At 60.6% G+C, this 21,121-nt stretch carries 14 protein-coding genes and 2 pseudogenes; 4 read left to right on the top strand and 12 right to left on the bottom strand.

Features of this window, described 5'->3' with window-relative positions; genetic code table 11:
• Window positions 1-73 precede the first annotated feature (73 nt).
• From PSH86_RS15685 to PSH86_RS15660, 6 genes are all read right to left on the bottom strand, one after another.
• On the bottom strand, window positions 74-1,423 hold the full coding sequence (locus tag PSH86_RS15685; protein ID WP_305483694.1) for a TolC family outer membrane protein: 1,350 nt from the start codon (window positions 1,421-1,423) through the stop codon (window positions 74-76).
• A gap of 14 nt (window positions 1,424-1,437) precedes the next feature.
• Entirely contained in the window at window positions 1,438-2,772 is a 1,335-nt protein-coding gene (locus tag PSH86_RS15680; protein ID WP_305483693.1) for an HlyD family type I secretion periplasmic adaptor subunit, read from the bottom strand.
• Window positions 2,769-4,544 (bottom strand): type I secretion system permease/ATPase, encoded by a 1,776-nt coding sequence (locus PSH86_RS15675; RefSeq protein ID WP_305483692.1) that lies wholly within the window; start codon window positions 4,542-4,544, stop codon window positions 2,769-2,771. Before PSH86_RS15675 ends, PSH86_RS15680 begins: the two co-directional genes overlap by 4 nt.
• A gap of 152 nt (window positions 4,545-4,696) precedes the next feature.
• Window positions 4,697-5,119 carry an AprI/Inh family metalloprotease inhibitor gene (locus tag PSH86_RS15670; RefSeq protein WP_109754271.1) on the bottom strand — a complete coding sequence of 141 codons (423 nt, stop codon included), beginning with the start codon at window positions 5,117-5,119 and terminating at the stop codon, window positions 4,697-4,699.
• 71 nt (window positions 5,120-5,190) lie between these two features.
• Entirely contained in the window at window positions 5,191-6,648 is a 1,458-nt protein-coding gene (locus tag PSH86_RS15665; protein WP_305483691.1) for a serralysin family metalloprotease, read from the bottom strand.
• A 333-nt stretch (window positions 6,649-6,981) separates the two neighbouring features.
• Window positions 6,982-7,887, bottom strand: coding sequence for a LysR family transcriptional regulator (locus tag PSH86_RS15660; protein ID WP_109754047.1), 906 nt, complete (start codon window positions 7,885-7,887; stop codon window positions 6,982-6,984).
• A 127-nt stretch (window positions 7,888-8,014) separates the two neighbouring features.
• Between PSH86_RS15660 and PSH86_RS15655 the strand changes: the two genes are divergently transcribed.
• Window positions 8,015-9,478: an MFS transporter gene (locus tag PSH86_RS15655; RefSeq protein WP_305483690.1), complete on the top strand. Its 1,464-nt coding sequence runs from the start codon at window positions 8,015-8,017 to the stop codon at window positions 9,476-9,478.
• Window positions 9,479-9,671: 193 nt separating this feature from the next.
• On the top strand, window positions 9,672-9,950 hold the full coding sequence (locus PSH86_RS15650) for a DUF1652 domain-containing protein (protein ID WP_003201764.1): 279 nt from the start codon (window positions 9,672-9,674) through the stop codon (window positions 9,948-9,950).
• 146 nt (window positions 9,951-10,096) lie between these two features.
• Here the strand turns inward: PSH86_RS15650 and PSH86_RS15645 are convergent, their stop codons facing one another.
• Window positions 10,097-12,562: a UvrD-helicase domain-containing protein gene (locus tag PSH86_RS15645; protein WP_305483689.1), complete on the bottom strand. Its 2,466-nt coding sequence runs from the start codon at window positions 12,560-12,562 to the stop codon at window positions 10,097-10,099.
• Window positions 12,563-12,799: 237 nt separating this feature from the next.
• On the opposite strand from PSH86_RS15645, the gene PSH86_RS15640 reads away from it, so the two are divergent.
• Window positions 12,800-13,495: a pirin family protein gene (locus PSH86_RS15640; protein ID WP_305483688.1), complete on the top strand. Its 696-nt coding sequence runs from the start codon at window positions 12,800-12,802 to the stop codon at window positions 13,493-13,495.
• 54 nt (window positions 13,496-13,549) lie between these two features.
• Here PSH86_RS15640 and pgm read toward each other — a convergent pair.
• The 4 genes and pseudogenes from pgm to PSH86_RS15620 all read right to left on the bottom strand — a co-directional run.
• Window positions 13,550-15,037 (bottom strand): annotated as a pseudogene (pgm, locus tag PSH86_RS15635) (phosphoglucomutase (alpha-D-glucose-1,6-bisphosphate-dependent)); the annotation flags it as partial.
• Window positions 15,038-15,079: 42 nt separating this feature from the next.
• Window positions 15,080-15,745 (bottom strand): annotated as a pseudogene (locus PSH86_RS15630) (GntR family transcriptional regulator); the annotation flags it as partial.
• Window positions 15,746-15,841: 96 nt separating this feature from the next.
• A complete protein-coding gene (locus tag PSH86_RS15625) occupies window positions 15,842-17,332 on the bottom strand; it encodes a hypothetical protein (protein ID WP_109754041.1) in 1,491 nt (496 codons plus the stop codon).
• Between the two features lie 679 nt (window positions 17,333-18,011).
• Window positions 18,012-19,037 carry a zinc-dependent alcohol dehydrogenase family protein gene (locus PSH86_RS15620; RefSeq protein ID WP_305483687.1) on the bottom strand — a complete coding sequence of 342 codons (1,026 nt, stop codon included), beginning with the start codon at window positions 19,035-19,037 and terminating at the stop codon, window positions 18,012-18,014.
• Between the two features lie 257 nt (window positions 19,038-19,294).
• On the opposite strand from PSH86_RS15620, the gene PSH86_RS15615 reads away from it, so the two are divergent.
• Window positions 19,295-20,209 carry a LysR family transcriptional regulator gene (locus PSH86_RS15615; RefSeq protein ID WP_109754039.1) on the top strand — a complete coding sequence of 305 codons (915 nt, stop codon included), beginning with the start codon at window positions 19,295-19,297 and terminating at the stop codon, window positions 20,207-20,209.
• A 391-nt stretch (window positions 20,210-20,600) separates the two neighbouring features.
• On the opposite strand, the gene PSH86_RS15610 is transcribed toward PSH86_RS15615, so the two are convergent.
• Window positions 20,601-21,056 (bottom strand): alpha/beta hydrolase fold domain-containing protein, encoded by a 456-nt coding sequence (locus PSH86_RS15610; protein ID WP_305483686.1) that lies wholly within the window; start codon window positions 21,054-21,056, stop codon window positions 20,601-20,603.
• Window positions 21,057-21,121: the final 65 nt, after the last annotated feature.

Below are 21,121 nucleotides of genomic sequence, written 5' to 3'. Positions count from 1 at the left end.
TTTTGTTATCGATTTTCATCACGAACCATCCTTAGTAGCGCTTTTCGAATTGCTGCAAACATCTACCGGTCAGTCATTGAGTATCTGTCCGGGATACAAACGCCTCATCCACCTTCGCCAGGTCCTGCGGGCCGAGGGTGCCGGCGTAGTAATGCAACTTGGTCCAGGCCATGAGGTAGTCGTAGCGGGCCTGGGCCAGGTCGCGGCGGGTGGTGTAGAGCTGTTGCTCGGCATTGAGCGCATCGAGGTTGACCCGCTCGCCACCAAGAATGCTTTGCCGGGTGGATATCACCAGTGCTTCGGCGGAACTCAGGGCCTTCTGATAGGCGCGCAGCTTGTTCACACCCGAGACGCAGGCGCTGAACTGACGGCGCAGTTCGATCAGCGTCTCACGGGTCTTGGCATCCAGCTCGTACTCGGCCTGTTCCATGTTGCGGCTGGCCTGGCGGGTCGACGCCGAGACCCCGCCGCCGGCGTACAGCGGCACGCTGACTTCCAGGCCGATGGTGTTGGTGTCGTAACGCTGGTTGTAGGTGTTGCCACTTTCCGACTCGTTCTGGCGCATTGTCGCGTAGGCACTGACCTTGGGCAGGTGGCCGGCGCGGTTGCGCTCGACCTCGAAACGCGCCACGTCCACCGCTTGGCGCTGGGACGCCAGGTTGGGGTTATTGCTCACCGCCAATTCATGCCAGGTATCGAAGCTGGCCGGCTGCAAGGCAAAGGTCTGGAACGTGTCGTGCAAAGGGGCCAGGTCGCCGATATCCAGGGCCGGGACGCCAATCAGCGAGCCCAGCTCGCGCAAGGCGGCGTCTTGCTCATCGCGCGCCTCGATCTCTTCTGCGATTGCCAGTTCGTAGCGCGCCTGCGCCTCGAGGATGTCGGTACGCGTGCCTTCGCCCTGGCGAAACAAATGCTCGTTCTGATGGAATTGCTGCTCGAAGGCTTTTTTCTTGGCCTGGGCAATGTCGATCTGGTCCTGGGCGAACAGTGCCTGGGTGTAATGGCTCAGCACCCGCACCAGCAGTTCCTGGCTCTTGCCCCGAAAACTTTCGTCGGCGAACAACGCTTGGGCCACGCCCTTTCGGTAGGCGGCGTACGCCTCGTAGTCCAGCAGGGGTTGTTGCAGTGTCAGGCTGGAGCCGTAGCTGCTGTAGTTGCGATCGTCATGCTGGCTGGCGCCACGGTCGTTGAGATAAGTGACCTTGGATTGGTTACGGCCCTTGTTGTAGCTGTAGCCCAAGTGCGGGAACAGCCCGGCGCGGCCAATGGCGCGGTTCTCCAGGCCTGCATCGCGCTCCTTGATCGCGCCCAGGTAGACCGGGTCATTGCGCAGGGCCTGCTCGTAGAACTCGAAGGGCCCCATGGCCCAGGCGTTGTTGCACGCACAAACGGCCAGCACGGCCACCCAATAGAAACGCTTCATACCGCCGGACATCCTTATTCTTCGGTCAACGCAGAGCCGGCTCGGTCGAGCAGCGGTTTGAACAGGTAGTTGAGCAACGAGCGCTCGCCCGTGCGCACGAACATCTCGGCCGGCATGCCGGGCTTGATCACCAGGCCGTTGAGCTTGTCCATCGCCACGTCGCTGACGCTGCTGCGCAGCACGTAATACGGCGCGCCGGTCTTCTCATCGAGCATCTGGTCGGCGGACACCAGGCTGACTTCCCCTGGCACCCTTGGCGTACGGTTCTGGTTGAAGGCGGTAAACAGAATGTCCACCGGCAAATGCGGGCCGACCTTGTCGATCAGGTGAACCGGCAGGTGCCCTTCCACCTCCAGCCGCGTGCCCTGGGGCACGATTTCCAGCAGGGTGTCGCCCTGGCGCACCACCGCGCCTTCGGTGTGCACCCCCAGGTTCACGGCAATGCCGTCGGCAGTGGCGAGGATTTCGCTGTGTTGCAACTCGAACCCGGCGGATTTGAGTTGCTGTTGCAGGGTTTCGCTCTTGAGCTGGGCGTCGGCCAACTGGCTGCGCACCTCTTTCTGGTATTCCTCGTTATGTTGCTGCAACTTCAGGCGCGACTCGACGATCCCCTGCTCCACACGCCCGCTTTCGCCGCTGTTCTGCGCCAGTTCCTGCTGTACTTGCGACAGTTGGCGTTGATAGTCCAGCAGCCGGTTGCGCGGGATGTAGCCGTTGTCCGCCAAGGGCTGCAGGTTGCCCAGTTGCAGGCGCAGGGATTCAGCCTGGGCGGTCAAGTCGCTGCGGGCCCGGCGCATGCCCGCCAACTGCGCCGTGGCCCCTTCGATATTGGCGCGCAACGCTGCCTGCTCCCGAGCGAAGGCTTCGCGGCGGCTGCTGAACAGTTGTCGCTGGCCTTCGAGCACCAGGGCCAGGCCTGGATCGGGATCGCGGCTCAACTCAGCCGGGAAACTCACCTGCAGCAGGTTGTCCCGCTCGCTTTGCCAGCGTGCCAGGCTGGCCCAGGTCATCCGGTACTGCGCCTGCAGCGATTGCACATCGGCGGCAGCCTGGGTCTGGTCCAGGCGAAACAGCGGCTGGCCCTGCTTCACCGCCTCGCCTTCACGCACCAGGATCCGGCTGACCACGCCGCTGCTCATCGATTGCACTGCCTTGCGCTTGCCTGAAACCACCACGGTGCCTTGCACGGGGATGCCCTGGTCCAGCGGAGCCAGGCTGGCCCATGTGAAAAAACTACCCGCGCCAATCAGCGCCAAGGCCCAACCCAGGCGGGTAAAAAAACCGGCGTCGCGCTCCGGGCGCACGAAGTCGTGAGACTGTTCCAGCTTCATGTCGCGATCCTTGCTCATACGCCACCGGGTTTACTGGCGGCCTGGTACTGACGGCTCATGCTCAGTCCGTTGGGGGCTGCCTGGGGTTTGTCCCGTTGGGATTCCGACTGCCCGGACAAAGCCCGCAATACTTCCTGGCTTGGCCCGAAGGCCTGGAGCCGGCCTTCGTTGAGCACCAGCAGCTTGTCAGCCTGGGCCAGTGCCGAGGAGCGATGGGTGACCAGCACGACGCTGGTGCCCTGGGCTTTCATCTGGGCGATGCCGCTGGCCAGCGCCGCTTCGCCGACCGTATCGAGGTTGGAGTTGGGCTCGTCGAGTACCACCAGGCTCGGCCGGTCATACATCGCCCGGGCCAGCGCAACCCGTTGTTTCTGCCCGCCCGACAAACCACCGCCGTCCTCCCCCAGCACCGTGTCGTAGCCCTGGGGCAGGCGCAGGATCAGTTCATGGACACCGGCCTGTAGCGCGGCGGCGACGATTTTTTGCGGGTCGGCTTGGCGAAACCGGGCGATGTTCTCGGCGATGCTGCCGCTGAACAGCTCGATGTCCTGGGGCAGATAGCCGATGTGCGGGCCGAGTTGGTCACGATTCCAGCGATGAATGTCGGCCCCGTCGAGGCGTACCGTACCCGCCAGGGTCGGCCACACACCCACCAGTACCCGGGCCAGGGTGGACTTGCCGGAACCGGACGCCCCCAGCACACCCAGCACTTCCCCCGCGGCCAGGCTGAAGCTGACCTGTTGCAGTGTCGCGTTGCGTTGTCCTGGCGGCCCGGCACTGACGTGTTCGAAACTCACCTGGCCCTTGGGCGATGGCAGCGTCATGCCATCGTCCTGGGGCGCAAACGCCTGCAACAGCGCGTCGAGACGACGGTAAGCCAGTTTGGCGCCGCTCCACTGCTTCCACACGGCGATCAACTGGTCGATGGGGCTCAGTACCCGCCCCATCAGGATCGACCCGGCAATCATCATCCCGGCGGTCATGTCACCCTTGATCACCAACAGTGCGCCCAAGCCCAGCACCAGTGATTGCAGGCACAGGCGCAGGGTCTTGCTCAAGGAACTGATCACTGCGCCAGTGTCGCTGGCCTGGTTCTGCAGGCCGAGAAACCGTGAATGCACGGCGAACCAGCGACCGCGCAGCGCCCCGAGCATGCCCATGGCCTGGATCGTCTCGGCGTTATGCAAGTGGCTGGCCGCCAGTTGGCTGGACTGTTGCGAGTAGACACTGGCTTGCCCCAGGGCTTTTTTGGTCATGGCTTCGTTCAAGCAGGCCAGGCCGATCAGCAGCAGCGTGCCAACGGAGGCGAACACGCCGAGCCAGACGTTGAACAGATAGATCACCAGCAGATAGATGGGAAACCACGGCGCGTCGAAGAAAGCGAACAGCGCCGGCCCGGTGAGGAATTGACGAATATGCGTGAGGTCGCCCAGGGATTGCCCGGCGTTGCCTTCACCTTGGCGCAGATTGCGCTCGAACGCGGCCTTGTACACCTGGAGATTGAGGCGTCTCTCCAACTGACTGCCAATGCGGATGACCACGAAGCTGCGGACCATTTCCAGCAGCCCGATGAACACGAAGAAGCCCACTACCATCAATGACAACATGGCCAGCGTGGTCTCGTTCTGCGATGACAACCCGCGATCATACACTTGGAGCATATAAATCGAAGGCGCAAGCATCAGGACGTTAATCAGCGCGGTAAAACAACCGACACTGATCAGAATGTTTTTATAATCACCCAGCGCTTTAAACAGCGGCACCGCGGCAGCGCTCCTTGCCCTATTCATGATCTTCCTTGCTGTTGGCTTCGCCAGCGAACCGGCCATTAGTTCAACTTACCAATCTTCAATTATTGTTCTGGCCCACAGCCAAACGCGTATCGAGACACGCGTGCATTTAAACAAACGTGCTTCGATCACGGATCAACTGTACTCACTCGTTAATGAGCGCTCTGGGACTTATTCCGTTCAAGCCTGAGTATCAAACCGGACTTCAACGTCATTTGATAATGATCGCCCTGGCGCAGCCCCAGGTGAGTCCTGGAGTCTTGCCTGCCAATCAGGGAAAGACCGTCGGGTTCGGTGAACCAACGCACCGGTTCATCCCCCAACCAGTGGCCCAGGCAATCGGTTTGCCCACCCAAGGTCTGGTCCAACTTGAGTTCGACGAGGCAACTGTTGGACGGTTTGTCCTGCATCGCCTGGGTTTGCGCATTGTCCTGCGGGCTCGACAAAACGGCCTGCCACTGACCGGCCAACTGCGAGGGTTCAACTAACAACAGGCTGCGCGCCATGGCGTTTTCTCCACAAAACATCATCAGCGTAGCGAATAACCCGGCGATTGCCTGGACGCTACTGGGCATGAATTTTCTACGCATAGCTTTCATCCTGGCCGGGATCCCGCAGGAGCATCCGCCCCCACGGGACATGGACATCAGGCCACGATATCCGAGGCCGCTGCCTGGCCCACGGTGCTGACCAGGAAATCCGCCACGCCTTGCCCGGAGAAATCCACCGACAGCAGGCTGTTGCCGCCCGATGTCGACAACACCGCATCGCCCGCCGCACCGGTGAACGCGCTCACAAAGTGCAGGCCTGCGCCCTTGGTGATACCGGTCAGGTCGATCTTGTCCAGGCCGCTGACGAAATCGAGGATCTGGTCCGTCGCCCCCGGCCGCGAATCGGAACTGGCGGCGAACACGAAGGTGTCCGAACCCGAACCGCCCCAGAGTTTGTCTGCACCACCGGCGCCCCAGAGGATATCGTTGCCAGCACCGCCCTTGAGCTCGTTGGCCACCGCGTTGCCGATCAGCAGATCGCTGCCCGAGCCGCCGATGGCGTTTTCGATGACTGCACCCTTGGCGATGGACACGTTGCCCACCATGCCGCCAACGTCGGAGAACGAGGCGTCATTGAGATTGATTTTCTGGTTCTGGGTGAAGCCGGAGAAATCCAGGGTGTCGCGGCCGCCGGCGTCCCATACCGAAAACACCACTTTGTCCGACGACGAAGACGCGCTGAGAAAATCGCGCCCGGTGTTGGAGTTGAAACCGTAGGTCGAATCGCCGGTACGGGTCGTGGTGTTGGCACCGTAGAGTTTCTGGATGGCCGCGATGTCATCCATCAGCGGACCGGAGGCATAGGCTTCGACGCCGCCCTTGCTGAAGTTCTGGCTGGTATTGCTTTCGCTCCAGTAGCTCATGACGCTGTAGCCACGGGTGTCCTGGCCATACGTGGCGTCATCGTAGGTCGGGCTGCCTTCGCCAGCGTTGTAGTCGCCTGGGTGGGCCAGGCCGAGGGTATGACCGATTTCGTGGGTCAGGGTCTGGCGGCCGTAGTTGTTCAAGTCCGGGGTTTTGTTCTGGGTGTAGCTGCTGTTGATCAGGTACCAGGAGGTCCCGTCATAGCCGGCACCAGTGCCCGGCAGATAAGCGAACGCCGCCGCGCCATCCTGGCCGCCGCTGTAGTTGCCGAAGGTCATGTGAGCGTCGCCACCGCTGGCTTTTTCGGTGAAGGTGACATTGGCCACGTCCGCCCAGGATTGCATGGCCAGGGCGGCCTGGCCTTTCTGCTGCGCGCTGAACTGGCTGAAGCCGCTGATCCCATGCTTGTTCATGGTGCTGGAAGAGGCGGAAGTCAGGAAGGTGTAGGTCAGCTCGATCTTGCCGCTGCCGTCCCGGTCCTGGTAAGCCGCGCCGTCTCGCAGCAATTGAGTGGCCGCCTCGTCGACGGAGTATGACGGTTTGCCGTTGACGGTCAGGTTACCACCGCGGTCGTATTGGTGGCTGAAACTATTGATCTGGTTGAACGCATTACTGGGTGCCGCCAACGATTGCGGCGCCCAGAGGAGTTGTTCGGCAGAATCAATAGCACTGCTTTTGACTTTCGACATAAACACACTTCCTTGTTTGCTAATGGAACAGTTTTAGTCAGACAGACGATCTCTGGCGAGATCGTCCTATCACTCGCCCAATGAGGACGTAAGAAACCTGACACAATTGGAAATCAAACGTCTAGTCATTTTTTTCGTTCAATTTCACGCCCTGCCCCTTAACGCCAATAAACAATAGGTTTCTCCCTGCTTAGTGCGCATGCTCAACTGTCTGAGTTGCGGATTGTCAGACAAAATTCTATTTAAATATTAAATAACGATAACTAGCCAATTGCGGACGGCGTCGCACTTTCGCCAACTAAGTGCCAGCGAAATGCTATTAATTAATATCTACTAAACCTTAACGGTTTTACGCGCGCATACTTCCCGCAGGCAGCCCCGAAGCCAGCGATGCACAGGATCGGCGTCCATCCGCGGATGCCAGAGCATGGCGATCGTGAATTCAGGCACCGGAAACGGCAGCACAAAACTGTGCAGGCCGACCCGCAGGCTCGCGGTGTAGCGTTCAGGCACGCTGGCAATCAGCTCGCTTGAGCGGGCCAACCCCAGCGCCGAGGAAAAACCTGGCACGGTGGTGACGATTTCCCGAGACAGGTTCAACACCGCCAAGGCCTGGTCGATGAGGCCATGATCCAGGCCGCGCATGGAGACGCCCACATGCCCGCCCGCCGCATAACCCGCAGCGCTCACCGCCGCCTGGCTCAACGGGTGCCCCGCACGCACAACACCAATCAAGCGGTCGCTGAACAACGCCTGGGTACGCAGCTCCGGACTGGTGTCCTTGTCCACGACGGCGGTCTCCAGGTCCACGGTACCTTCGCGAAGCGCCGTGCTGTCCCGATCGGTCTTTTCCACGAAACGCAGCCGCACGCCGGGGGCTTGCTCGCGGATGCGGCTGATCAGGTCGATGGCAAAGTTTTCCACGAACCCCTCACGGGTTCGCAACGTGAAGGTACGGTTCAAGCGTCCAAGATCCGGTGTCGTCACTGGCCGCAGCACGGCCTGGGCCTGCTGTACCAGGTCGCTTACCTGTTCGCGCAACGCCAACGCACGAGGTGTCGGCACCAGCCCTCGCCCGGCCCGCACCAACAGTGGGTCGCCGGTGGTTTCACGCAGCCTTGCCAGCGCCCGGCTCATGGCCGACGGGCTGAGCCGCAAGCGCCGGGCGGCCCGGGCCACGCTGCCTTCCGAGAGCAACACATCGAGGGTGACGAGCAAATTGAGGTCGGGCGAGGACATAGTTGGATCTCGCAGAGATGGCGTTTGGTGCAGCTATAACATGCAAATGCTGCGTCTTCCGCCATGTTATGCCCAGGCGTAACGTTCTGACAGCTCCGTTTCGAGCGCCACGGATACAGGTAACCCCATGAGACCCGTCAATACGCAACAAAACCGGCAGACAACCGCGCCCGCACACCGACACCTGTCACCTCGTTGGGCCCTGGCAAGCCTTGCGCTTTCGACGCTGCTCGCGTCCCTTGGCGCCAGCGTGGCCGCGGTGGCCCTGCCCACGCTGGCCCAGGCACTCGATGTCTCCTTCCAGCAAGTGCAATGGGTGGTGCTGGCCTATCTACTGGCGATCACCACGCTGATTGTCAGTGTCGGCCGCTTGGGGGACCTGATGGGCCGGCGCAAGCTGCTATTGGGCGGTATCGTCCTGTTCACCCTGGCCTCGGCGGTATGCGGCCTGGCGCCCTCGCTTTGGTGGCTGATTACAGGTCGGGCGCTGCAAGGCTTGGGAGCCGCGATCATGATGACGCTGACCCTGGCCCTGGTCGGTGAAACGGTCGCCCAGGAAAAAACCGGCAGCGCCATGGGGTTGCTGGCAACGCTGTCGGCGGTGGGCACGGCCCTTGGACCGTCCTTTGGCGGCATGTTGATCGGCGGGTTCGGCTGGCAGGCCTTGTTCCTGGTCAATCTCCCCCTCGGCCTGCTGACGCTGGGGCTGGCGTGGTACTCGCTGCCGGTGCGGCAAGTGCCACCGAAAACCGAAGGAAAACGCTTCGATGTAACCGGGACATTGCTGTTGGCGATAACGCTTGCCGCCTATGCCCTGGCCATGACCTCCGGGCGTGGGAGTTTTGGCGGGTTGAATGTCGCCCTGCTGCTGATCGCGCTCCTGGGCGGCGGGCTGTTCATTCGGGCCCAGTCCCGGGCGGTGTCGCCGCTGATTCCCTTGGTCGTCTTTCGCGACCGGTTGCTGGTCTCTGGCCTGGCGACCAGCGCCCTGGTCGCGACGGTCATGATGGCGACGCTGCTGGTCGGGCCATTTTACTTGTCCATCGCCCTCGAGCTGCCTGCGGCCCTTGTCGGGCTGGTGCTGGCGGCCGGGCCATCCGTCGCGGCGCTGGCGGGAGTCCCTGCCGGTCGCCTGGCGGATCGCTTCGGCGTAATACCCATGCGACTCGCCGGCCTGGCGACCATGGCCCTCGGCTGCCTGATGCTGTCACTGGTTCCCCCTGCCCTTGGTATTTTCGGTTACGTCATGGCCATCGTGGTGACGACCCTGGGCTACGCGTTCTTCCAGACGGCCAACAACACGGCAGTCATGGCCGATGTGGCGGCCCAGAGCCGAGGCGTCATCGCCGGGCTGCTGAACCTGTCGCGCAACCTGGGGTTCTTCACCGGAGCTTGCGTGCTTGGCGCCGTGTTTGCGACTGCGATAGCGACGAATGACATCTCCCGTGCCGGTGCGGAGGCAGTGACGAAGGGGCTGCACACGACCTTCGCCGTCGCCCTGGCGATGGTAGCCCTGGCCCTGGGCATCGCCTGGAAATGCCGCGTACCAGAGCCATTACCCGAGCCCCGGGACAACCCTGGCCAAGCGTGATGGCATTCTGAACATTGCCGCTTAAGTCGTGATCCAGATCAAAAAAAATGAACCAATCGCAAAACGGACTGAAAAAATCCACATGAGGTTCATTTTCAGGTGCTATTTTTAGTTCTCACTGGTAGAGCCATGATGGCTCTTCCTTCCTGACCTGAGCAAAAGGAAGCGCTCGATTGAAGAAGGCGGGCAACACATGAATAAAGGTTCTTTCAGCAAGGTTACGTTCCCCAACGCTTGCCAGTTGATGCGCTGGCACTTCCATCCCATGGGCTTCGAAGCGAGCATGGATGCGCCTGGCAGTATGGTTGCCCGGCTGTTTGACCGTGCCAGCGGCGAGACCATGATCGCCATTGCGGGCATTCCCTGCGCGACCGTGATGAATGCGCCGGATGTGGAACGAATAATCGAGGCGGTAGAGGCCGAGCTGGAAGCCTTTGTGCCACCGGTGGGGTTGCGGCGGTTTGCTTCCTGACAGGGAAATACTGGTAGCTTGAGCATACGTGAAGGCGGCGCCTCCCATTTTTAATGGAAGGTGCCGTTTTTTTTGGATGGATTGGTACATATCTGTTACCGAAGAAACGGATATACACACCATACCCATACCTGGAAACAGCCCCCTTATCCTTTACGACGATGGTCAGCAAAAAAGGCCTTGTCCGCAGCAACACGATCCGAAGCCTTGGGCCCATTGGCCGCCTGGCCATCCTGCCCATCGACATACCAGTAGCAATGCTGCACCGCACGAGTGATCCCCACATACGCCAAACGCAGGATCTCGTCCTTTTGCGCCGTGTCGTAAGGTTCGGCATCTCCATCCTGGCCCAGCCCAGCCATTCGATAGACCTGGTTCTTGTAGGGAGAACTGCTCAAGTGCTGACAGTCACCCAACAGGAACACCGCATCGGCCTGCAGCCCCTTGGCACTGTGGTAAGTCATTTGCCGGATCCGTCGTGCATCGTACGGCAAGCTAGAATCCACATTAACTATTGGTTGAATATACTTTCCTATCAATAATTTATCGCTACTTTTTCGATACAGCATCAAGATCGAATCGCCCTTGCGATAGTGCTCTTCCAGCCGCAGCGCCAGCCCTTCGTCGTCTCGATCCAGCACGTTGACCGGACTCAGCGAGCGAGCCCTGCCGCTGGCCTTGGCTTTTTTGCCAGGAATAGCCGCGGCGGCGCGCACGATGTGTTCAGCCGCATCGATGATGTGCTGGTGGCTGCGATAGTTGTCGGTGAGCATGACCCGGGTCGTCGTCGGCGACGGGAATTGCTTGTTGAACGCCATGAAATAGCTCGGTGAACTGCCGCGCCAGCCGTAGATCGATTGCCAATCGTCCCCGACACACAACAAGGAAGAACGCTGGGCGCCACGCCCCACGTGCATCGCTGGACCACGACGGCGGATTTCCCGAAGACTGGCTCGAAGCCAGGAGACGATCTGCGGTGACACGTCCTGGAACTCGTCGATCATCAGGTGCGAAAGCGGCCTGAGCAACGCATCTCCCAGCAACTTGAAATTTTCCGGCGAGTGCTCGCTGAACAGCGCGAACATACGGTTATAGGTCATGACCGGCGGGGATTGATCGAGCAGATGATCTTCGAACGCCCGCCAGTAGCGACTCAACGCCTCGAAGAAATACCGATCGGGGTCGTCCTGGGCGAAGGACATCCGGCCCACGGCATCCGGGACGTCCAGGCCAAGGTTCTCGATAAAGCCTGCCGCCGCGACAAAACAGTCCAGCAATGGCGCTGAACCCAACTCGCCCTTGACCTTGTAATCGAATCCCGGCCCTGCGCTGGCATCGCCGGCCATCGAAGCCAATACACGCTTTGAAGCCTCATAACTTTCAAGCCATATCAGTGGCTTACGGCAGAAAGCTTGAAACAGGGTTCGCTTTACCGCCCATTCTGCACGGATGCTCAACTTGGCGCCTGGACGACTGAGGCGTGCGTCTTCCCGCGGATCGAACCCCAGTATCACCCAGGCATCCAGGGAGGGTGCGTAGCCATGGCAGTGGAACGTCGACCCATTGATCTCAAACGTTTGTCGCTTCGGCTCGATACCCTTGATCGGCCAGGCACCGGCGCGAAACCACAGGTCTTCGATGGCGTCACACAATTCTTCGTCGCGCTGGGCTGCCAGCTCGGTCACCGCGACCCGTTTCTGCACATCCGGATGATCACGCTCCAGCTCCTTGAGTTGCAGGGCGTGGCGGGACAACGGCTGGATCAGCTCACGAAAACGCGCGTCCCGTTGATAAAGGTTGTAGTAACAGGCGTTGAGCTGCTGGCGTTGGGCGTCGTTGATGCGTAAATCGAACGGATTGCCCTGGGCATCATCGTCACCCGCTTCGGCACGATGACTCAGGGTCTCGAAGGCCTGGAGCCGTTCGAACCCGGGCAGACTGCGGACCATAGGCAAGATACGTGAATGGAACGTACGCACCAGATCACGGGCTTCCTTGAGGCTGACGGTTCGTCCCCACAGGCCAAACACTTCGATCAGTTTCTGGATGAAATCCTTGCGCGATTCCCGGGTAAACGTCACCACGGTCATCGAGTCCAGTTCAAAACCCAGGTAATGAGACAACAGCACAATGCGCAGCACCAGGGTCGTGGACTTGCCCGCACCGGCCCCGGCGACCACCGAGGTCGATGGCGTGTCGCTGAAAATCATCTTCCATTGCGCGGCACTTGGTTGCGCGTGCGCCGGCAGCAATCGGGCGACATCCGACTTGATTCGCTTCTTCAGCCCGGCGGTTAGCGGCAGGTGCCAGTCATCGAACAGCAAGTCATCGACCTGCGGTGCCGGATGCTCCGTGCTGCGCGAATCACGGATCAACAGGACCTGACGCCCCTCCTCAAGCCCTTCGGCCCGGCCCTCCTTGTAGCCATAGTCAAAACCGGCGGTATGACCGCTGCGAAAGCCGTCGGCCTGGCCATGCAACCAGGATGCTCGATGCTGGGCGCGCAGGCGCGTCAGCCCATGGCCGAAGAACCGGGCGGCCAGGCGCTTGAACAGCGGCATCTGGGCCAGGGATAAAAGCTCGGGGGGAAGATCGGGAGTGTGTTGCGCCACGCTGGGAACTCCGGTGTTCATGAACCATGACGGCTATGGTGTCTGTATTTGCCGCCAGGTGCCACCCAAAAGCTTTTAAGTCATGGGTTTAGGTGATGAAGTGAAAGTGAGCTCGCGATTTTATATCTAAATAAACGATGGTTTTGACGCGCTTTTTAAGCTTTTTATCGATGATTTCCTTGGCGAAAATAGCCCCATCAACCATCGTTTTCGCACTCAGCGGAAAAGGACACGAACATGCTCGAACTCAGGCCCTTCGCCACCTTGGGCGCCGCCAATCACGGCTGGCTGGATGCCCACCACCATTTTTCGTTCGCCGAGTACTACGACCCACAGCGCATGCACTGGGGCAACTTGCGGGTCTGGAACGATGATGTCATCGCCCCCGGCAGCGGTTTTCCTCGACACCCGCACCGGGACATGGAAATCATCACCTATGTGCGTGAAGGCGCGATCACCCACCAGGACAATCTGGGCAACCAGGGCCGTACAGAGGCTGGTGATGTGCAGGTCATGAGCGCAGGCACCGGGATTGCCCACAGCGAGTACAACCTGGAATCGACGGCCACGCGTATTTTCCAGATATGGATCATTCCTAATGAGGAAGGCCTGGCACCGTCCTGGGGCGCCAAGCCATTTCCCAAGGATTCGCGTGAAGGCTTCGTGACCTTGGCCAGTGGCAAGGCCGGCGATGACCAAAGCCTGCGCATTCGCGCCGACGCGCGCCTGGTGGCGGCCAATCTCAAGGCGGGTGAAAGTGTCGAATATCGACTGGACGCCGCACGTCGGGCCTATCTGGTGCCGGCCACTGGATTGATAGAAATCAATGGGTTGCGCGCAAAATCTCGAGACGGTGTTGCGATTGAAGACGAGCAGGTGTTGCAGGTGACCGCCATCGAAGACAGCGAAATCGTTCTCGTAGACCTCGCCTAACCTGCGCGGCCGCTCTTGTGGTTAGGGAGCTAGCTCCCTAGCCACAAGCCCACATCACTTGCTGGCTATAGCCCCATCCACCAACGTTTGCGCCTCATCCACCAATTGCTTGAGGTGCGCATCGCCAATGAAGCTTTCGGCGTAGATCTTGTAGATATCCTCGGTCCCGGATGGGCGCGCCGCGAACCAGCCGTTTTCGGTCATGACTTTCAAACCGCCAATGGCCTGGTCATTGCCCGGCGCATGACTGAGGATATTCTGGATCTTCTCCCCGGCCAGTTCGGTGGAAGCCACCTGATCGGGCGATAGCTTGCTCAACAGCGCCTTCTGCTGCGGGCTGGCCTTGGCATCGACGCGTACCGAGAACGGTTCGCCCAGCTCATCGGTCAGGGCGCGGTAGGCCTGGCTCGGGTCGCGACCGGTGCGCGCGGTCATTTCAGCGGCCAGCAACGCCGGGATCAAGCCATCCTTGTCGGTACTCCAGACGCCGCCATCCTTGCGCAGGAACGAAGCCCCGGCGCTTTCTTCGCCGCCGAAGCCCAGGGAGCCATCGAATAGCCCGTCGGCAAACCACTTGAAGCCCACCGGCACTTCGTAGAGACGACGACCCAGGCGCTTGGCCACACGATCGATCAGGCCGCTGCTGACCACCGTCTTGCCCACGGCGGCATCGGCGCGCCATTGCGGGCGATTCTGGAACAGGTAGTCGATGGACACCGCCAGGTAATTGTTCGGCGCCAACAGGCCGCCGGACGGCGTCACGATGCCATGGCGGTCATGGTCCGGATCGCAGGCGAAGGCCACGTCGAAGCGCTCCTTCAGGCCAATCAACCCTTGCATCGCATGGCTGGAGGACGGGTCCATACGGATCTGTCCGTCCCAGTCGACGGTCATGAAGCGGAAAGTGGAATCCACGTGGGTGTTCACCACTTCCAGGTCCAGGCGGTAGTGCTCGGCAATGGCCGGCCAATAGCGCACGCCTGCGCCACCCAACGGATCGACGCCCAGGTGCAGCCCGGCGGAGCGAATGGCATCGAAATCAATGACATTGATCAGGTCCGCCACGTACGTGTTGACGTAGTCGTGACGGTGGGTGGTGTCGGCCTTCAGGGCTTGCTCGTAACTGACGCGCTTGACGCCGGCGAGCTGGTTGGCCAGCAGTTCATTGGCCTTGGCTTCGATCCATTTGGTGATGTGGGTGTCGGCCGGGCCGCCGTTGGTAGGGTTGTACTTGTAGCCGCCACTTTGCGGCGGGTTGTGGGACGGCGTGATGACGATACCGTCCGCCAGGCCCGAGGTGCGGCCACGGTTGTAGCAGAGAATGGCGTGGGAAACCGCCGGTGTCGGGGTGTATTCATCACCTTCGGCGATCATGACGGTCACACCGTTGGCCGCGAACACTTCCAGCGCGCTGGCACCGGCCGGGGTCGACAGCGCGTGGGTGTCGATACCGACGAACAATGGCCCGTTAATGCCCTGGGCCTCGCGGTACAGGCAGATCGCTTGGCTGATTGCCAACACGTGCCACTCGTTGAAGCCCAAGACAGCAGGACCAGCCACGGTGACGCGGAGGTGCCAGCTGCCACATTGCTGGGCCGCAAGCGGCAATTCGATGACGTGGACCTCCGCCGCCTGCAGCAGGCGCAACACTGTCCAATCGCAGGGTGATTCGATCAGCACCACGGCGCCCCTGAGGGCCAGCACTGCGATCAGGATCTCCAGGGCGCCCCGCAGGTCGGCGCCAATATAGACGTCATCGGCATTCCAGCAACGGGCCGGTGAGGAGGTATAGCGGGCAGCCAGCGCGTTGCGAAGCTCCAGCTCGCCCCAGGGTTGCGAAGGCGCCTGCGGGGAGCGTGGGTACTGGCGCAGCAATTCGCGCTCGAGCAACAACAACGGGCTGTCCAATGGCTGCATCGACGCCGGTTCATCCGCACTGAGCACCTGCATACCTGGCCGTCGGGCGTTGACGTACAGGGTCTCGAGTAAATCGTCACCGCCGTCCAGGGTCGTCATGCTGGGCGCGGGTAGTGCGTAGTAACCGGACTTGGCGATCGAATAGACCCGCCCTTCCTTCTCCAGCAGCGAATACGCGTACTGGATGGTCGATATCGACACGTTCAGACGTTCGGAAAGTTGCCGCAGCGACGGCAGACGAACCCGCGCATCCACCTCCAGCTCGTTGATCAGCGTGGTCAGGTATCGATAAACCGCCTGGTAGGCGAAGTCCGTCTCCCGGCAGCCTTTCATCGGCTCAGGCCGGGAGCGCAGGTCGTGGCCAGTCCTGTCGTAACGCAGGGGGCAACGACTTGGAACGAGGTAGATGAGTCAGTCAAACCTCGTTCCTCAATGCCTTGCCGAGCGTTCGTGCCGCTCATCGACGGCCGGTTCGGCTTCTGCAGTGTCTACGTCGTCAATGGCCTGCTGAAGATCGTCGCTCGGGGTAATTTCCGGTTGTTCCGGCAGGGAGGCACTCGCCCGGTACAGTTTGCCAAGGATGTCGATGGGCAGGCCGCTGACATCGACCATCCACTGCGCTATCTGATCGGCGACGGTCGCGCCCTGCATGGCCTTGTGCAGGTCCGGCATCGCTACCAGCATGCCGGGATGGCAGCAACGCAGAAAGTGCTCAAGGCCAGTGCCCTGTCCCACGAAGGGAGCGAACAGCATGCACACCAATTGCGTTTCGCTGAGCCCCAGGATCTTTTGCGCCTCGAGAGCGGCGTAGGCACGACGCTCGGGAATCGACGACGGAGAGCCGAACAGCGCCCGAGCCTGTTCGCAGGCGTGCTCCGGCAGTTGCTTGCGATGCATGATCATGATCGCCCGTTGCACGTAGTCCCCGTAGCCCGTTTCATAGCTGCGGCCTTGCAGATAGCAGGCCTGCAGGCCATGCAAATGAGCCGATAGCAGCGGGCTGAGATACTCGTTTTCAGGCGCTGATGGGACAAGACCTTCGGTCTGCACCCGCAGGAACTCGTTGAAGAGCGGCCAGTTGGTCCCCTCCGAACGATCGACGATCAGGTCGTCGATGCCGACGTGGCCCACTCGCCGGCAGGCCTCGAAATGGCCCTCGGGCCGCCACGCATCGAGGCGATCCGGACCATAGAAATGCCGGTAGACATCACCGCCCAGGGTGTCGAGATGGGCAAAGAGGTTGTCGAAACCGCAAGGGTGGTCGGTCAGCAGGCCGATCTTGCGGGTGGCGCGGCGCAGGCCCGATATGAATTGTTTTTGCTGGCGCGGCGTATCGCTGCTGACCAACGAATCCACGCCAGACTCCCAGCGGGCCATGTGCCGGTAGAACTCGGCCATCGCCAGGTAGCCGTCATCGCCAATCTCCAGGGGGCTGTCGGCCGTACGAAGGTGTCCCAGGACCAGCAGGTCCATGCGATTGGCTTCGTGCCCCGCCACCGACAAGGGCTGCCGGTGATTGAACGGCAACACCTCGCGGTTATCCGCCATCAGCAATTCGACCCGGGGGTCATCATAGACAAACAGCGCGCTGTAGCAGCGGTGGATGTTTTCCAGCGTCGCCTGGGTGGTCTCGCTCAGGCGTGGCGTGGCAACGCGCAAGGCGAAGGTCACTGGATGCCGCCCGGCGATGCTCAGCTGTGCGGCTCGCAAGGCGGTCAGCACATAAAAACTCTCCCTGCTCCCGTTCTGGACCGTCAACACACGATAATCGCCAATCCGGTCGATGCCTCCGGCGGCGACAATTAAACGCTGGATCAAAAGCTGCAACGCGGTACGTTCTGCCCGGGAATAAAAACCCGACAGTCGTTGCAATATCTGTTGATACACGTGAGTCATTGCCTGCTCATGAATTGCACTCATAGCCATTTACCTGGAAATTCAACTATCGGCGTCGCACCCGCACCAACGTGACTGCGCGACGTGTTGGTCTAGATGGGTTGTTCTAGTACTCAAAGAGTATTAGCAATACGCTCAAGCATCGCTTGTCGTAATTATTTGACACATATGCCGGGAGTCGGCCTTCGCCCTTTCTGGTCTCCGCCGGGAGCCTTTAAAAACGGGGCTCTTGCCGGCTGACCGGGGCGTCCTAGGAGAATTCCGACAACGTCCCACAGATAATGAGCACGAGAAATAAAGAACTTGCCGAACTTTAATTGATGCTCTACCCCACCCTGTTTCCTCCAGGGTCGATAGATAGCCTCGCACCAATTAATGCCCGTTGCCTTTTGAATGCGCCCTGAAGGTTGAGGACCTTCGAAAAAGTTATACCGCACCACGACTTCTTCCTTGATATGGAAATCAGCGTTCAATTATCAAGACTTAAACACTGATTAGAAGATACAGATTGAGGGCAAAAACCAGTTCAGATGTTGGCCGACAAACCGTCTCAGTCTTTGAGCGAACCGGGGCAGGCAATTCAGGGCGCGAAATGGCGAGCTACGAACGCAGCCCCGCCAGGCAGGAACTGCCGTAAGAAAGGATGGGGATCAGGACGGCAGCGCAAGAGCCGAGGTGATGACTCTTGCGCAAGACAGGGGGTTCAGGCCGGGTCGACGACCTGAAGGGCAACGCGCTCACGGCAAGGGCACTCGCCCATGTAACGGTGAGCCTCGACGAACTCGGAGAACGGGAAGACCCGAGTCTTGAGTGGCAACAGCACGCGATCGGCGGTCAATTGATTGATATCCCGCAGTGCTCGTTGCAAAGCCACATGGTCCTGGAGGATGCCCAGTTCCGGCTTGCCGGTGAAATTGCCGATGCAGTGTACAAAGAACTGAATGTTCTTCTGGAACGCCGCGCAGGCTGGGAACGGTGTCTGGTTGCCGCCCTGCAAGCCATACAGCACCAGGCTGCCACGAGGCGCCAATACATCGCCGAGCAGCGACATCTGCGGCCCGCCGAGGCCGTCGAAGACTACATCGACGCCGCGGTTGTCAGTGAGCTTGTTGATTTGCATCAGCAAGTCCTGTTCTTCGGTAACGATGACCTTCTCGGCGCCCAGCGACACCAGGTACTCCCGTTCGTCAGCCGTCTTGGTGGCCGCGATCACCCGCACACCCAGGGCCTTGCCCAGCTGTACGAAGGAAGGACCGGCGCAATGACTGGCATCGGTCACCAGGGCGAATTGCCCCGGCTTGACCCGCGCCAGGTCCATGTAGGCGAAGTACGCAATCAGCAGCGGCGTGTAATGCACGGCAGCTTCGATGGGGCTGAGCACGTCGGGATAACGGGTCAGGGCGGTGCGTGGCAGCACGATGACTTCACCGTACACCGGATAATCGTTCGGGCTCTCGGCAGGGAAGCTGGCGACCTTGTCGCCCACGGCCAGATCATCGACACCATCGCCGACAGCCGTGACTACCCCGGCCATCTCATGGCCCAGGCCGGAAGGCAGGCGCGCCTGGGAAGATGCCAGGTTCTGGCGCCACAAGGTGTCGTACCAACTGATGCCGATCGCTTCGACGCGGACCTGCACTTCTCCTGGCGCAGGAAGAGCCGCCGCATGCTCTTCGCATTTGAGCACCTCGGCACCACCAAACTTGTGAAAACGGATCGTGCGGGACATCGCAAACCTCGTCAAAGTAACCTCTAATGCCATGAACTCTATCCGGGCTTTGTACCCAAGACCATCAGTGGCTATTAATAGTCGACATGCCTGTCATTGATTCCGCAGTAAGAAAAACCAACCAATCCTGTAGGACTTAACCTAAGAAAACGCAATTAGCCGGTGCAGAGTACCAGCCTTTCCCCGTAAGATTCATGCCGGCCATTGTTCCCATATGGCCGCTCACGTCAAGCTTGCCGAATCTGCCAGGACCCCAGATGAATCGTAATGACCTGCGGCGTGTCGATCTGAACCTGTTGATCGTGTTCGAAACATTGATGCATGAACGCAGCGTGACCCGCGCGGCCGAGAAGCTGTTCTTGGGCCAACCGGCCATCAGCGCCGCGCTGTCGCGCCTGCGCAGCCTGTTCGATGACCCGTTGTTCGTGCGCACCGGCCGCAGCATGGAGCCTTCGGCCCGGGCAGTCGAGATCTTCGCCCTGCTCTCCCCAGCCCTGGATTCGATTTCCACGGCAGTCAGCCGCGCGGCGGAATTCGACCCGGCCACCAGCACCTCGGTATTTCGCATTGGCCTGTCGGACGATGCCGAATTCGCCCTGCTGCCCATGCTGCTCAAGCGCCTGCGGGCTGAAGCGCCCGGCATTGTGCTGGTGGTGCGCCGGGTCAACTACATTTTGATGCCAAGCTTGCTGGCCTCCGGTGAAATTTCCATCGGCGTCAGCTACACCGACGACCTGCCGGCCAACGCCAAGCGCAAGGTCTTGCGTCGCAGCTTGCCCAAAGTATTGCGGGCCGACACCGCGCCGGGCCGACTGACCCTGGACGAATTCTGCGCTCGCCCCCACGCCCTGGTCTCCTTCGCAGGGGACTTGAGCGGCTTCATCGACGAAGAACTGGCGAAACTCGACCGCAAGCGCCATGTGGTGTTGGCCGTACCGCAGTTCAACGGCCTGAGCACCCTGCTGTCGGGCACCGACATCGTCGCCACCGTACCCGACTACACCGCCGACGCGCTGACCGCCGCCGGCGGCGTCCGCGCCGAAGACCCGCCCATACCGGTGCGCAGCTTCGAACTGCACATGGCCTGGCGCGGATCCCAGGACAACGACCCGGGGGAACGCTGGTTGCGTTCGCGGATTCAGATGTTTTTTGGGGATCCGGAGAGTCTCTAGGTTTCACCGGACAGGCTGTTATCTGATCATTTCAGCCTTTCCACCAACCATGGAGCTCCATTCACTTCCGGTGGATTGCTAAATTGGGGGCACATCTGAGGGCATGCTTTGGATGGTTTGAAAAGGATGCCCCCAGCCTGAGGTCCGGCAGTCCCAATCTCGAAAAAAGTCACTCTGGTGGTGGGATTGACGGGCCATACTCGGCTGATGACTTTGCCGTGCCAGCGTCTCACTAAGTGAGACTCCCAAGTGCAGAGCCTTATTACAATGCAGCGCGCAAGGCGGCAACTGCGTCATGGAAACTCTCCACTGCCGCAACCCCACTTGCACGCAGGCTGGCGTGCACTAGCCCTTCACCGACGTATAGTTCGGCAGGCACCTGGGCCTGCCTTTACATGGCCACGTATGCCCGGCCTTGATCACAGAGCGGATCCCACTGCGCCACGCCAACAAATGCCGGAGTTAGTCCAGTGGCCACCTCCTGCTCCAATGCCAAAGCCTGGGGGTCGCGCTGACTGGGCTCGTCTGGCACATATCCAGCAAGCGACGCCATCAGCCCTTGCGTGGTGAGCATCGGGGCGCAGGCATGTTCGCGCATGAAGGCGAACTGCTGGTGTGCACTGAGCACCGGAGACACCAATACCTGCAAGTACGGCTGGGCTAAGCCTCGCTCACGCAGAGCAACACATAACCCTGCCGCCAAGGTTCCACCGGCGCTGTCTCCTGCCACTGTCAGGCGCTCAGAAGAAAGACCGGCCAACCGTCCTTCGCGCAAGTGCAGCCACACCATTAACGCATCCTCCAATGGCGCGGGAAACGGATGCTCCGGCGCCAAGTCTCGCTTCATCACCCTGTCACTCTCACAAGGTGGGAGCGATCCTTCTGTACTGGCTTAAGCTACTGCTGGTGCGC

The organism is Pseudomonas sp. FP2300 (assembly GCF_030687595.1).
In the GTDB taxonomy this organism is placed as follows: domain Bacteria; phylum Pseudomonadota; class Gammaproteobacteria; order Pseudomonadales; family Pseudomonadaceae; genus Aquipseudomonas; species Aquipseudomonas bijieensis.
Note: the sequence above shows the minus strand (reverse complement) of the source record. Positions and strands in the feature narration are given on the sequence as shown.